The organism is Pseudomonas sp. GW822-FHT02G04, assembly GCF_058802085.1.
Map to the genome: position 1 here is coordinate 313,964 of NZ_JBXANU010000006.1, position 12,675 is coordinate 326,638.

The 12,675-nt window shown below is 54.7% G+C and carries 26 protein-coding genes; all 26 read right to left on the reverse strand.

The genetic code is table 11. The features are described 5' to 3' along the window. The 26 genes from rplQ to rplD all read right to left on the reverse strand — a co-directional run bounded on the left by rplQ (window position 1) and on the right by rplD (window position 12,665). Window positions 1-387: a 50S ribosomal protein L17 gene (gene rplQ, locus AC1RO5_RS11530; RefSeq protein WP_007924175.1), complete on the reverse strand. Its 387-nt coding sequence runs from the start codon at window positions 385-387 to the stop codon at window positions 1-3. Window positions 388-429: 42 nt separating this feature from the next. Further along, window positions 430-1,431, reverse strand: a complete 1,002-nt coding sequence (locus tag AC1RO5_RS11535; protein ID WP_003186012.1) for a DNA-directed RNA polymerase subunit alpha — start codon at window positions 1,429-1,431, stop codon at window positions 430-432. 22 nt (window positions 1,432-1,453) lie between these two features. Then, on the reverse strand, window positions 1,454-2,074 hold the full coding sequence (rpsD, locus tag AC1RO5_RS11540) for a 30S ribosomal protein S4 (protein ID WP_003176404.1): 621 nt from the start codon (window positions 2,072-2,074) through the stop codon (window positions 1,454-1,456). Window positions 2,075-2,092: 18 nt separating this feature from the next. After that, window positions 2,093-2,482, reverse strand: coding sequence for a 30S ribosomal protein S11 (gene rpsK, locus AC1RO5_RS11545; protein WP_002555466.1), 390 nt, complete (start codon window positions 2,480-2,482; stop codon window positions 2,093-2,095). 30 nt (window positions 2,483-2,512) lie between these two features. After that, complete coding sequence (rpsM, locus tag AC1RO5_RS11550) at window positions 2,513-2,869, reverse strand: 30S ribosomal protein S13 (RefSeq protein WP_003186020.1); 357 nt, start codon at window positions 2,867-2,869, stop codon at window positions 2,513-2,515. A gap of 130 nt (window positions 2,870-2,999) precedes the next feature. Beyond that, on the reverse strand, window positions 3,000-3,116 hold the full coding sequence (gene rpmJ / locus AC1RO5_RS11555) for a 50S ribosomal protein L36 (protein ID WP_002555468.1): 117 nt from the start codon (window positions 3,114-3,116) through the stop codon (window positions 3,000-3,002). 27 nt (window positions 3,117-3,143) lie between these two features. Beyond that, complete coding sequence (gene secY, locus AC1RO5_RS11560) at window positions 3,144-4,472, reverse strand: preprotein translocase subunit SecY (RefSeq protein WP_003228718.1); 1,329 nt, start codon at window positions 4,470-4,472, stop codon at window positions 3,144-3,146. Next, window positions 4,473-4,910, reverse strand: coding sequence for a 50S ribosomal protein L15 (rplO, locus tag AC1RO5_RS11565; protein ID WP_003228720.1), 438 nt, complete (start codon window positions 4,908-4,910; stop codon window positions 4,473-4,475). Window positions 4,911-4,913: 3 nt separating this feature from the next. Next, entirely contained in the window at window positions 4,914-5,090 is a 177-nt protein-coding gene (rpmD, locus tag AC1RO5_RS11570; RefSeq protein WP_003176408.1) for a 50S ribosomal protein L30, read from the reverse strand. A 2-nt stretch (window positions 5,091-5,092) separates the two neighbouring features. Then, window positions 5,093-5,593, reverse strand: a complete 501-nt coding sequence (rpsE, locus tag AC1RO5_RS11575; RefSeq protein WP_003186035.1) for a 30S ribosomal protein S5 — start codon at window positions 5,591-5,593, stop codon at window positions 5,093-5,095. 3 nt (window positions 5,594-5,596) lie between these two features. Further along, the gene (gene rplR / locus AC1RO5_RS11580; RefSeq protein WP_003186037.1) at window positions 5,597-5,947 is read right to left on the reverse strand and encodes a 50S ribosomal protein L18; all 351 of its coding nucleotides are present in this window, start codon (window positions 5,945-5,947) and stop codon (window positions 5,597-5,599) included. A 10-nt stretch (window positions 5,948-5,957) separates the two neighbouring features. Next, a complete protein-coding gene (gene rplF / locus AC1RO5_RS11585; protein ID WP_003176412.1) occupies window positions 5,958-6,491 on the reverse strand; it encodes a 50S ribosomal protein L6 in 534 nt (177 codons plus the stop codon). Between the two features lie 12 nt (window positions 6,492-6,503). Further along, complete coding sequence (gene rpsH, locus AC1RO5_RS11590) at window positions 6,504-6,896, reverse strand: 30S ribosomal protein S8 (RefSeq protein ID WP_003186040.1); 393 nt, start codon at window positions 6,894-6,896, stop codon at window positions 6,504-6,506. 210 nt (window positions 6,897-7,106) lie between these two features. Beyond that, complete coding sequence (rpsN, locus tag AC1RO5_RS11595) at window positions 7,107-7,412, reverse strand: 30S ribosomal protein S14 (RefSeq protein WP_003176414.1); 306 nt, start codon at window positions 7,410-7,412, stop codon at window positions 7,107-7,109. A gap of 13 nt (window positions 7,413-7,425) precedes the next feature. After that, window positions 7,426-7,965, reverse strand: a complete 540-nt coding sequence (gene rplE, locus AC1RO5_RS11600) for a 50S ribosomal protein L5 (protein ID WP_003210069.1) — start codon at window positions 7,963-7,965, stop codon at window positions 7,426-7,428. A 20-nt stretch (window positions 7,966-7,985) separates the two neighbouring features. Further along, on the reverse strand, window positions 7,986-8,300 hold the full coding sequence (gene rplX, locus AC1RO5_RS11605) for a 50S ribosomal protein L24 (protein WP_007896770.1): 315 nt from the start codon (window positions 8,298-8,300) through the stop codon (window positions 7,986-7,988). 11 nt (window positions 8,301-8,311) lie between these two features. Further along, window positions 8,312-8,680, reverse strand: coding sequence for a 50S ribosomal protein L14 (rplN, locus tag AC1RO5_RS11610; protein ID WP_002555479.1), 369 nt, complete (start codon window positions 8,678-8,680; stop codon window positions 8,312-8,314). A gap of 23 nt (window positions 8,681-8,703) precedes the next feature. After that, window positions 8,704-8,970 carry a 30S ribosomal protein S17 gene (gene rpsQ / locus AC1RO5_RS11615; RefSeq protein WP_003176419.1) on the reverse strand — a complete coding sequence of 89 codons (267 nt, stop codon included), beginning with the start codon at window positions 8,968-8,970 and terminating at the stop codon, window positions 8,704-8,706. A 2-nt stretch (window positions 8,971-8,972) separates the two neighbouring features. Beyond that, window positions 8,973-9,164: a 50S ribosomal protein L29 gene (rpmC, locus tag AC1RO5_RS11620; protein ID WP_002555481.1), complete on the reverse strand. Its 192-nt coding sequence runs from the start codon at window positions 9,162-9,164 to the stop codon at window positions 8,973-8,975. Next, window positions 9,164-9,577 carry a 50S ribosomal protein L16 gene (gene rplP / locus AC1RO5_RS11625; RefSeq protein ID WP_025215754.1) on the reverse strand — a complete coding sequence of 138 codons (414 nt, stop codon included), beginning with the start codon at window positions 9,575-9,577 and terminating at the stop codon, window positions 9,164-9,166. The genes rpmC and rplP overlap by 1 nt, the downstream gene beginning before the upstream one ends. Before the next feature lie 12 nt (window positions 9,578-9,589). Next, window positions 9,590-10,276: a 30S ribosomal protein S3 gene (rpsC, locus tag AC1RO5_RS11630; protein ID WP_003176422.1), complete on the reverse strand. Its 687-nt coding sequence runs from the start codon at window positions 10,274-10,276 to the stop codon at window positions 9,590-9,592. 13 nt (window positions 10,277-10,289) lie between these two features. Further along, complete coding sequence (gene rplV / locus AC1RO5_RS11635) at window positions 10,290-10,622, reverse strand: 50S ribosomal protein L22 (protein ID WP_003103908.1); 333 nt, start codon at window positions 10,620-10,622, stop codon at window positions 10,290-10,292. 13 nt (window positions 10,623-10,635) lie between these two features. Next, window positions 10,636-10,911: a 30S ribosomal protein S19 gene (gene rpsS, locus AC1RO5_RS11640; RefSeq protein ID WP_002555486.1), complete on the reverse strand. Its 276-nt coding sequence runs from the start codon at window positions 10,909-10,911 to the stop codon at window positions 10,636-10,638. Window positions 10,912-10,927: 16 nt separating this feature from the next. Beyond that, a complete protein-coding gene (gene rplB / locus AC1RO5_RS11645; RefSeq protein WP_003210080.1) occupies window positions 10,928-11,752 on the reverse strand; it encodes a 50S ribosomal protein L2 in 825 nt (274 codons plus the stop codon). 14 nt (window positions 11,753-11,766) lie between these two features. Beyond that, entirely contained in the window at window positions 11,767-12,066 is a 300-nt protein-coding gene (gene rplW, locus AC1RO5_RS11650) for a 50S ribosomal protein L23 (RefSeq protein WP_002555488.1), read from the reverse strand. After that, entirely contained in the window at window positions 12,063-12,665 is a 603-nt protein-coding gene (gene rplD, locus AC1RO5_RS11655) for a 50S ribosomal protein L4 (RefSeq protein WP_003228735.1), read from the reverse strand. Before rplD ends, rplW begins: the two co-directional genes overlap by 4 nt. Between the last annotated feature and the right edge of the window lie 10 nt (window positions 12,666-12,675).

Below are 12,675 nucleotides of genomic sequence, written 5' to 3' on the forward strand. Positions count from 1 at the left end.
TTACTCAGCGGATACAGCTTCACCGCCGACAGCACGATCAACCAACTCGACGTACGCCATAGGCGCGTTGTCGCCAGCGCGGAAACCGCACTTGAGGATGCGCAGGTAGCCACCCTCACGGGTAGCGTAACGCTTGCCCAGGTCGTTGAAGAGCTTACCAACGATAGCTTTCGAACGAGTACGGTCGAAAGCCAGACGGCGGTTAGCCAGGCTGTCTGTCTTGGCCAAAGTGATCAGCGGCTCAGCAACGCGGCGCAGTTCTTTGGCTTTTGGCAGTGTAGTTTTGATCAGCTCGTGCTCGAACAGCGACACCGCCATGTTTTGAAACATGGCCTTGCGGTGCGAGCTGGTGCGGCTCAGGTGACGACCACTTTTACGATGACGCATGGTTCATTCCTTACCAAACACAACGTTCGGTGATTACGACGATCAGGCAGTCGCCTTGTCGTCCTTCTTAAGACTTGCAGGCGGCCAGTTGTCGAGGCGCATGCCGAGGGACAGACCGCGGGAGGCCAGAACGTCCTTGATTTCAGTCAAGGATTTCTTGCCAAGGTTCGGAGTCTTCAACAGCTCTACTTCGGTACGCTGAATCAGGTCGCCGATGTAGTAGATGTTTTCCGCCTTAAGGCAGTTAGCCGAACGTACAGTCAGTTCCAGATCGTCAACCGGGCGAAGCAGGATCGGATCGATCTCGTCTTCCTGCTCGACAACCACTGGCTCACTGTCACCTTTGAGATCGACGAACGCAGCCAACTGCTGTTGCAGGATGGTTGCAGCACGGCGGATAGCCTCTTCAGGATCCAGGGTACCGTTGGTTTCCAGATCAATAACCAGCTTGTCCAGGTTAGTACGCTGTTCGACACGGGCGTTTTCCACCACGTATGCGATACGGCGAACCGGGCTGAACGAAGAGTCAAGCTGCAAGCGACCGATGCTGCGGCTTTCGTCTTCATCGCTCTGACGCGAGTCTGCCGGTTCATAACCACGACCACGAGCTACGGTGAGCTTCATGTTCAGGGCGCCGTTAGACGCCAGGTTAGCGATTACGTGATCGGGGTTAACGATCTCGACATCATGATCCAGCTGAATATCGGCAGCGGTAACCACCCCCGAACCCTTCTTCGACAAGGTCAGCGTAACTTCGTCTCGACCGTGCAGCTTGATAGCCAGACCTTTAAGGTTCAACAGGATTTCAATTACGTCTTCCTGTACACCTTCGATGGCGCTGTACTCGTGGAGCACACCGTCAATCTCGGCCTCGACTACTGCACAGCCGGGCATTGAGGACAACAGGATGCGGCGCAGCGCGTTGCCCAGGGTGTGGCCGAAACCACGCTCGAGAGGCTCGAGAGTGATCTTGGCGCGGGTTGGACTGACAACCTGCACATCAATATGGCGGGGTGTCAGGAACTCATTTACCGAAATCTGCATGGATGCACCTATTTTCTAGCCCTTACTTGGAGTAGAGCTCGACAATCAGGCTTTCGTTGATGTCGGCGGACAGATCACTGCGAGCAGGAACGTTCTTGAAAACGCCCGACTTCTTCTCAGTGTCTACTTCTACCCATTCTACGCGGCCACGTTGGGCACACAGATCGAGAGCTTGGACAATGCGAAGTTGGTTCTTTGCTTTCTCGCGAACTGCGACCACGTCACCAGCACGAACCTGGTAGGACGGAACGTTTACGGTCTGACCGTTAACGCTGATCGACTTGTGCGATACCAGCTGACGGGATTCGGCACGAGTAGAGCCAAAACCCATACGGTATACAACGTTGTCCAGACGGCATTCGAGCAGTTGCAACAGGTTTTCGCCAGTTGCGCCTTTCTTGCCAGCAGCTTCTTTGTAGTAGCCGCTGAATTGACGCTCGAGAACGCCGTAGATACGACGGACCTTCTGCTTTTCACGCAGTTGGGTGCCGTAATCGGACTGGCGACCGCGGCGTTGGCCGTGGATACCAGGTGCTGCTTCGATGTTGCACTTCGATTCGATCGCGCGCACGCCGCTCTTCAGAAAGAGATCGGTGCCTTCGCGACGAGCGAGTTTGCATTTTGGACCAATGTAACGAGCCATTCTTTACAATCTCCTGGATTACACGCGGCGCTTCTTCGGCGGACGGCACCCGTTGTGCGGGATTGGCGTCACGTCGGTGATGCTGGCGATCTTGTAGCCACAGCCGTTCAAAGCGCGGACTGCGGATTCACGACCTGGACCTGGACCTTTGACGTTAACGTCGAGGTTTTTCAGGCCGTATTCCAGCGCAGCTTGACCAGCACGTTCAGCAGCTACTTGAGCGGCGAACGGGGTGGACTTGCGGGAACCGCGGAAACCCGAACCACCGGAGGTAGCCCAGGAAAGAGCGTTACCTTGACGGTCGGTGATGGTCACGATGGTGTTGTTAAAAGAAGCATGGATGTGGGCGATGCCATCAACCACTGTCTTTTTAACTTTTTTACGAGGACGAGCAGCAGGTTTTGCCATGATTAATTTCCTGTCGATTCGCTGGGGCGATTACTTGCGGATCGGCTTACGCGGACCTTTACGGGTACGCGCGTTGGTCTTGGTACGCTGACCGCGTACTGGCAGACCACGACGATGACGCAGACCGCGATAGCAACCGAGGTCCATCAAACGCTTGATTTTCATGTTGATTTCGCGACGCAGGTCACCTTCAGTGGTGAACTTCGCCACTTCGCCACGCAGCTGTTCAATCTGCTCGTCGCTCAGATCTTTGATCTTTGCCGCTGGGTTTACCCCAGTCACTGCACAAATTTTCTGTGCAGTAGTGCGACCAACACCATAGATGTAGGTCAGCGAGATAACAGTATGCTTGTTATCTGGAATGTTAACGCCTGCAATACGGGCCATTCAGTGGGACTCCAATTGACAGCTACCTACGCCCCGGAAGCCAAGAAATAGGGCGCGAGATAATATCGCTGTAATAACAAATAATCAACCCGGCAGCGCACTAGCTGCCGGGCTTGAAGCACAATCACACTCAGCCTTGGCGCTGTTTGTGACGCGGTTCCGCGCTGCAAATTACTCGAACAACACCTTCGCGGCGAATAATCTTGCAGTTACGGCACAGCTTTTTCACCGATGCACGAACTTTCATCACCAACTCCTCGAACCTTATGGGTACTCAGCGCAACATGCCGCTGCCGTAACCCTTCAGGTTGGCTTTCTTCATCAGGGATTCGTACTGGTGCGAAACGAGGTGCGATTGTACTTGGGACATGAAGTCCATCACAACCACGACCACGATCAGCAACGAGGTCCCGCCAAGGTAGAACGGTACGTTTGCTGCAACCACCAGGAACTGGGGCAACAGGCAGACGGCCGTCATGTAAAGAGCACCGAACATGGTCAAGCGAGTCAGAACGCCATCAATGTAGCGCGCAGACTGCTCACCTGGACGGATGCCCGGAATAAAGGCACCGGACTTCTTCAGGTTTTCCGCTACGTCTTTCGGATTGAACATCAACGCCGTATAGAAGAAGCAGAAGAAAATAATCCCTGCACTAAACAGCAGAATATTCAACGGCTGACCAGGAGCGATCGACTGCGAGATGTCCTGCAACCAGCCCATACCTTCAGACTGACCGAACCAGGCACCCAACGAAGCCGGGAACAGCAAAATGCTGCTCGCGAAAATAGCCGGAATAACACCGGCCATGTTCACCTTCAGCGGCAAGTGGCTGGTCTGCGCAGCGAAGACCTTACGGCCCTGCTGACGCTTGGCGTAGTGAACAGCAATACGACGCTGGCCACGCTCAATGAACACCACGAAACCGATAATCGCTACTGCCAGCAAACCGATGGCAACCAGGGCGAAGATGTTGATATCACCCTGACGTGCAGACTCGAAAGACTGCCCGATCGCTCTCGGAAGACCGGCGACGATACCCGAAAAAATCAACATCGAGATACCGTTGCCAACACCACGCTCAGTAATCTGCTCACCCAGCCACATCATGAACATCGCACCAGCCACAAAAGTGGATACCGCGACGAAATGGAAGCCAAAGTCACCAGTGAACGCAACGCCCTGCCCCGCCAGACCAATGGACATGCCAATAGCCTGGACGAGAGCGAGGACGACAGTGCCGTAGCGGGTGTACTGGCTGATCTTGCGACGGCCAGCTTCACCTTCCTTCTTCAACTGTTCCAGCTGCGGGCTGACGGCGGTCATCAGCTGCATGATGATCGATGCCGAAATGTACGGCATGATCCCCAGTGCAAAGATGCTCATCCGTTCCAGCGCGCCGCCGGAAAACATGTTGAACAAGCTAAGAATGGTCCCCTCATTCTGTCGAAACAGGTCCGCGAGTCGGTCCGGGTTGATACCTGGAACCGGGATGTGTGCGCCTATTCGGTAGACGATAATCGCCAGGAACAGAAAACGCAGACGAGCCCAGAGTTCAGACATACCGCCTTTGCCGAGCGCAGAGAGAGCACCTTGCTTAGCCATTTATTCCTCGAACTTGCCGCCAGCTGCTTCGATAGCCGCACGCGCACCTTTGGTGGCGCCGATTCCCTTTCCGATGGTGACAGCGCGAGTAACTTCGCCGGACAGCATGATTTTCACACGCTGAACGTTGACGTTGATCACGTTGGCATCTTTCAGGGACTGCACGGTGACGATGTCGCCTTCCACTTTAGCCAGCTCGGACAGACGCACTTCTGCGCGGTCCATGGCTTTCAGGGAAACGAAACCAAACTTCGGCAGGCGACGATGCAGCGGCTGTTGACCGCCTTCAAAGCCTGGAGCAATGGTGCCACCGGAGCGGGAGGTTTGACCTTTGTGGCCACGGCCACCAGTCTTACCCAAACCGCTACCGATACCACGGCCCGGACGATGCTTTTCGCGACGGGAACCCGGCGCTGGACTCAGATCATTGAGTTTCATCGATTAACCCTCGACACGCAGCATGTAGTAAGCCTTGTTGATCATCCCGCGATTCTCGGGAGTATCCTGGACTTCTACAGTGTGACCGATGCGACGCAGACCCAGACCCTTAACGCACAGTTTGTGGTTAGGGATGCGGCCGGTCATGCTTTTGATCAGCGTAACTTTAACGGTAGCCATGATCAGAAGATCTCCTTGACGCTTTTGCCACGCTTGGCGGCAATGGATTCAGGAGACTGCATTGCTTTCAAACCTTTGAAAGTGGCGTGAACCACGTTTACCGGGTTAGTCGAGCCGTAGCACTTGGCCAGAACGTTCTGAACGCCAGCAACTTCGAGGACAGCACGCATAGCGCCGCCAGCGATGATACCAGTACCTTCAGAAGCAGGCTGCATGTACACCTTCGAAGCGCCGTGAGCGGACTTCATTGCGTACTGCAGAGTGGTGCCGTTCAGATCAACCTGGATCATGTTGCGGCGAGCAGCTTCCATTGCCTTCTGGATCGCAGCAGGCACTTCACGCGACTTGCCACGGCCGAAGCCAACGCGCCCTTTACCATCACCAACCACGGTCAACGCGGTGAAAGTGAAGATACGGCCGCCTTTAACGGTTTTAGCTACGCGGTTAACTTGAACCAGCTTCTCGATGTAGCCTTCGTCGCGCTTTTGGTCGTTATTTGACATAACTTAGAACTCCAGCCCAGCTTCACGAGCAGCATCAGCCAGCGCCTTGACGCGGCCGTGGTACTTGAAGCCAGAGCGGTCGAAAGCCACCTGCGAGACGCCAGCGGCTTTAGCACGCGTAGCGACCAGCTGGCCAACCTTAGTGGCCGCGTCGATGTTGCCAGTGGCACCATCACGCAGTTCTTTATCCAAAGTCGAGGCACTTGCCAGGACTTTGTTGCCGTCGGCCGAAATGACCTGGGCGTAGATGTGCTGCGACGAGCGGAACACGCAGAGACGCACGACTTCGAGCTCGTGCATTTTCAGGCGTGCTTTGCGAGCGCGACGCAGTCGAGTAACTTTTTTGTCGGTCATTTGCTATGCCCTACTTCTTCTTGGCTTCTTTACGACGGACGACTTCGTCCGCGTAGCGCACACCTTTGCCTTTGTACGGCTCTGGTGGACGGAAGTCGCGGATCTCGGCGGCCACTTGACCTACCAGCTGCTTGTCGATGCCCTTGATCAGGATATCGGTCTGGCTAGGAGTCTCAGCGGTGATGCCTTCCGGCAGTTCATAATCCACTGGGTGCGAGAAGCCAAGAGCCAGGTTCAGCACTGTGCCTTTTGCTTGCGCTTTGTAACCAACACCGACCAGCTGGAGCTTACGCTCGAAGCCTTGGCTTACGCCTTGGACCATGTTGTTTACCAACGCACGAGTGGTACCAGCCATTGCGCGAGTTTGTTGATCGCCATTGCGAGCAGCGAAACGCAGCTCACCAGCTTCTTCAACGATCTCAACGGACGAATGGATGTTCAGTTCGAGAGTGCCCTTGGCACCCTTCACCGAAAGCTGTTGGCCTGCGAATTTGACTTCGACACCGGCTGGCAGCTTAACGGGGTTCTTAGCGACGCGTGACATGCTTATCCCCCCTTAGAACACAGTGCAAAGAACTTCGCCGCCGACACCGGCAGCGCGCGCAGCACGATCCGTCATCACACCTTTGTTGGTGGAGACGATAGACACACCGAGACCGCCACGAACTTTTGGCAGATCATCGACGGACTTGTACTGACGCAGGCCTGGACGGCTAACGCGCTTCACTTCCTCGATGACCGGACGGCCTTCGAAGTACTTCAGCTCGATGGACAGCAGTGGCTTGATTTCGCTGCTGATCTGATAACCCGCAATGTAACCTTCGTCCTTCAGGACTTTGGCAACAGCTACCTTCAAAGTAGAAGATGGCATGCTTACGACGGACTTTTCAGCCATCTGGGCATTACGGATTCGAGTTAGCATGTCCGCTAACGGGTCCTGCATACTCATGGGCTAGACGCTCCTAATACACAAAAAATTAGCCTTGCGGCTACTACGTGTCGCCGAGTACATCCGCGCAAAAAAAGCACGGACTCAGGCGAGCCGGGTATTCTAGACACACCCCACAAATGAATCAAGCCCCAATAGGGGCTTGATTCAAGTTCAAGGTCACCGATGGTCAGGATCTTGCGACCCCGAACACCGAGACTTTGACAGTGCTTACCAGCTGGCTTTAACCAGACCAGGTACGTCACCACGCATTGCAGCTTCACGCAGCTTGTTACGGCCAAGGCCGAACTTGCGGTAAACGCCGTGTGGACGACCGGTCAGGCGGCAGCGGTTACGCATGCGCGAAGCGCTTGCGTCACGTGGCTGCTTCTGCAGAGCTACTGTAGCTTCCCAACGCGCTTCTGGACTTGCGTTCAGATCAACGATGATAGCTTTCAGTGCTGCACGCTTTTTGGCGTACTTGGCAACCGTGAGCTGACGCTTCAGCTCGCGGTTTTTCATGCTCATCTTGGCCATTTTCCTACTCCAATCAGTTGCGGAACGGGAATTTGAAAGCACGCAACAGGGCGCGACCTTCATCATCGTTCTTGGCAGTGGTGGTCAGGGTAATGTCCAGACCGCGGAGAGCATCGATCTTGTCGTAGTCGATTTCCGGGAAGATGATCTGCTCTTTAACGCCCATGCTGTAGTTACCACGACCATCGAAGGACTTGGCATTCAGGCCGCGGAAGTCGCGAACCCGAGGCAGGGAGATCGACAGCAGACGATCCAGGAACTCGTACATACGCTCACGGCGCAGGGTCACTTTGACGCCGATCGGCCAACCTTCACGGACTTTAAAGCCAGCGATGGATTTCCGAGCGTAGGTCACAACGACTTTCTGGCCGGTGATCTTTTCCAGGTCAGCAACAGCGTGCTCGATGACTTTTTTGTCGCCGATCGCTTCGCCCAGACCCATGTTCAGGGTGATTTTGGTAACGCGCGGAACTTCCATCACGTTCGAAAGCTTAAGTTCTTCCTTAAGTTTCGGTGCGATTTCCTTCCGGTAAATCTCTTTTAGTCGTGCCATGGTCTTCTACCTAGCAGTGTTCAAGCATCAACCGCTTTTTGGGTCGACTTGAAGACACGAATTTTCTTACCGTCTTCTACTTTGAAACCAACGCGGTCAGCCTTGTTGGTTTCGCCGTTGAAGATGGCGACGTTGGAAGCGTGCAGTGGCGCTTCTTTCTCGACGATACCGCCCTGTACGCCCGACATCGGGTTAGGCTTGGTATGACGCTTGACCAGGTTCAGACCACCAACGACCAGACGGTCATCAGCGAGAACCTTCAGCACCTTACCGCGCTTACCTTTGTCTTTGCCGGCGATCACGATGATCTCGTCGTCACGACGAATCTTTTGCATGTCGGATCTCCTTACAGCACTTCTGGGGCGAGCGAGACGATCTTCATGAACTTCTCAGTACGAAGTTCACGGGTCACTGGCCCAAAGATACGGGTGCCGATCGGCTCTTGCTTGTTGTTCAGAAGAACAGCAGCGTTGCCATCAAAGCGGATAATGGAGCCATCTGCACGGCGAACGCCGTGACGAGTGCGGACTACAACAGCAGTCATCACTTGGCCTTTTTTCACCTTACCGCGAGGAATTGCTTCCTTCACGGTAACTTTGATGATGTCACCGATACCAGCGTAACGACGATGGGAGCCACCCAGCACCTTGATGCACATAACACGGCGAGCGCCGCTGTTATCGGCCACATCGAGCATGGATTGAGTCTGAATCATATAATTTCTCCGACCCCTAGTCCTTAGACTTCCACAGCGCGTTCGAGAACATCAACCAGCGCCCAAGACTTGGTCTTGGCCAAAGGACGAGTTTCACGAATAGTGACTTTGTCGCCGATGTGGCACTGATTGGTTTCGTCGTGCGCGTGCAGCTTAGTCGAACGCTTAACGTATTTACCGTAGATCGGGTGCTTAACGCGACGCTCGATCAGAACGGTGATGGTTTTGTCCATCTTGTCGCTGACAACACGGCCAGTCAGCGTACGGACAGTTTTTTCGGCTTCAGCCATGATTACTTACCTGCCTGCTGGTTGAGCACAGTCTTCACGCGAGCAATGTCACGCTTAACTTGCGAGAGCAGATGAGACTGCCCCAACTGGCCAGTTGCTTTCTGCATGCGCAGATTGAACTGGTCGCGCAGCAAGCCGAGCAGTTGCTCGTTCAGCTGCTGTGCGGATTTTTCACGAAGTTCATTCGCTTTCATCACATCACCGTCCGTTTAACAAAGGCGGTGGCGAGCGGCAGCTTTGCAGCAGCCAGGGCAAAAGCCTCACGCGCCAGCTCTTCAGTAACACCCTCGATTTCATACAGGACTTTGCCTGGCTGAATCTGGGCAACCCAGTACTCCACGTTACCCTTACCTTTACCCATACGAACTTCGAGGGGCTTTTTGGAGATAGGCTTGTCCGGGAATACACGGATCCAGATCTTGCCGCCACGTTTAACGTGACGGGTCAGTGCACGACGCGCTGACTCGATCTGACGAGCGGTGAGACGACCACGAGCAACAGACTTCAGCGCGAACTCGCCGAAGCTGACTTTGCTACCGCGCAATGCCAGGCCACGGTTGTGACCAGTCATTTGCTTGCGGAACTTCGTACGCTTTGGTTGCAACATTTGGCGTACCCCTTACTTAGCAGCTTTTTTACGAGGCGCTGGTGCTTGTGGTTTCAGTTCTTCTTGGCGACCACCAATTACTTCGCCTTTGAAGATCCAAACCTTTACACCGATCACACCATAAGTGGTGTGAGCTTCGTAGTTGGCATAGTCGATGTCGGCACGCAGGGTGTGCAGAGGCACACGACCTTCGCGATACCATTCAGTACGTGCGATTTCAGCACCGCCGAGACGACCGCTCACTTGGATTTTGATGCCTTTGGCACCAATGCGCATGGCGTTCTGAACAGCGCGCTTCATAGCGCGACGGAACATTACGCGACGCTCCAGCTGCTGAGCTACGCTCTGCGCAACCAGCATACCGTCGAGCTCCGGCTTGCGGATCTCTTCGATATTGATGTGCACAGGCACACCCATTTGCTTGGTCAGGTCCTGACGCAGTTTCTCAACATCTTCACCTTTCTTCCCGATAACGATACCTGGACGAGCGGTGTGGATGGTGATACGTGCAGTCTGAGCCGGACGATGGATATCGATACGGCTTACGGACGCGCTTTTTAGTTTGTCTTGGAGATACTCACGCACCTTCAGATCAGCGAACAAATAGTCCGCATAAGTCCGACCGTCTGCGTACCAGACGGAGGTGTGCTCCTTGACGATTCCCAGGCGAATGCCAATGGGATGTACTTTCTGACCCATCTCTTCGACTCCGTTACTTGTCAGCAACCTTGACAGTGATATGGCAAGACCGCTTGACGATGCGATCAGCACGGCCTTTGGCACGTGGCATGATGCGCTTCAGCGAACGCCCTTCGTTGACGAAAACGGTGCTGACCTTCAGGTCATCAACGTCTGCGCCTTCGTTATGCTCGGCGTTGGCTACGGCCGACTCCAGCACTTTCTTCATGATCTCGGCGGCTTTCTTACTGCTGAAAGCCAACAGGTTGAGCGCTTCGCCCACCTTCTTCCCGCGGATCTGGTCGGCGACCAAGCGGGCTTTCTGGGCGGAGATTCGAGCGCCCGACAACTTAGCGGCTACTTCCATCGTTCCTTACCCCTTAACGCTTGGCTTTCTTGTCTGCCACGTGCCCACGATATGTGCGGGTACCGGCAAACTCGCCCAGTTTGTGGCCGACCATGTCTTCGTTCACGAGAACTGGAACATGTTGACGACCGTTATGCACAGCAATGGTCAGACCGACCATTTGTGGCAGGATCATGGAACGGCGCGACCAGGTCTTAACTGGTTTGCGATCGTTCTTTTCCGCCGCCACTTCGATCTTCTTCAGTAGGTGAAGATCAATAAAAGGACCTTTTTTCAGAGAACGTGGCACTGTCGTATCCCTCTATTTACTTGCGACGACGGACGATCATTTTGTCGGTACGCTTATTACCACGAGTCTTCGCGCCCTTAGTCGGGAAGCCCCATGGCGATACCGGATGACGACCACCAGAGGTACGACCTTCACCACCACCATGTGGGTGGTCAACCGGGTTCATGGCAACACCACGAACGGTTGGGCGAACGCCACGCCAGCGTTTGGCACCAGCTTTACCCAGCGAACGCAGGCTGTGCTCGGAGTTCGAGACTTCACCCAGGGTCGCGCGGCATTCAGCCAGCACTTTACGCATCTCACCAGAACGCAGACGCAGGGTCACGTAGACACCTTCACGAGCGATCAGCTGAGCCGAAGCACCAGCGGAACGAGCGATTTGCGCGCCTTTACCTGGCTTCAATTCGATGCCGTGTACGGTGCTACCAACTGGAATGTTACGCAGTTGCAGAGCGTTGCCCGGCTTGATCGGTGCCAGAGCACCTGCGATCAGCTGGTCGCCAGCACTCACGCCTTTAGGCGCGATGATGTAGCGACGCTCGCCATCTGCGTACAGCAGCAGAGCGATGTGAGCAGTACGGTTTGGATCGTATTCGATACGCTCGACAGTGGCAGCGATGCCATCTTTGTCGTTGCGACGGAAATCGACCAGACGATAATGCTGCTTATGGCCACCACCGATGTGACGAGTGGTAATACGACCATTGTTGTTACGACCACCAGTCTTCGATTTTTTCTCGAGCAGCGGTGCGTGAGGAGCGCCTTTATGCAGCTCCTGGTTGACCACCTTGACCACAAAACGGCGGCCAGGGGAAGTCGGTTTGCATTTAACGATTGCCATGATGCACCCCTTCCTTACTCAGCACTGCTGCTGAAATCGAGATCTTGGCCTGGCTGAAGGGAGATAACTGCCTTCTTCCAGTCATTACGCTTGCCCAGACCGCGAGCAGTGCGCTTGCTCTTACCCAGAACATTCAGGGTAGTAACACGCTCTACTTTCACGCTGAACAGGCTTTCGACGGCCTTCTTGATTTCCAGCTTGGTTGCGTCAGTGGCAACCTTGAAAACGAACTGGCCTTTCTTGTCTGCCAGAACCGTAGCCTTCTCGGAAACGTGCGGGCCAAGCAGAACTTTAAATACGCGTTCCTGGTTCATCCCAGCAGCTCCTCGAATTTCTTCACGGCCGACACGGTGATCAACACCTTGTCGTATGCGATCAGACTAACTGGATCGGAACCTTGCACATCACGTACATCAACGTGCGGCAGGTTACGAGCAGCCAGGTACAGGTTCTGATCAACAGCGTCCGACACGATCAGAACGTCGGTCAGGCTCATGTTGTTCAGTTTGCCCAGCAGGTCTTTGGTTTTCGGCGTTTCAACAGCGAAATCCTGAACCACGACCAGACGATCAGTACGCACCAGCTCAGCAAGGATGGAACGCATTGCTGCGCGATACATCTTCTTGTTCAGCTTCTGGGAGTGATCCTGAGGACGAGCTGCGAAAGTGGTACCGCCGCCACGCCAGATTGGGCTACGGATAGTACCGGCACGAGCACGGCCAGTACCTTTCTGACGCCATGGGCGCTTACCGCCACCACGAACGTCGGAACGGGTCTTTTGCTGCTTGCTACCTTGACGGCCGCCGGCCATGTAGGCCACGACTGCTTGGTGAACCAGCGTCTCGTTGAATTCGCCGCCAAATGTCAGTTCGGAAACTTCGATCGCTTGAGCGTCATTTACATTTAATTGCATGTCAGCTTCC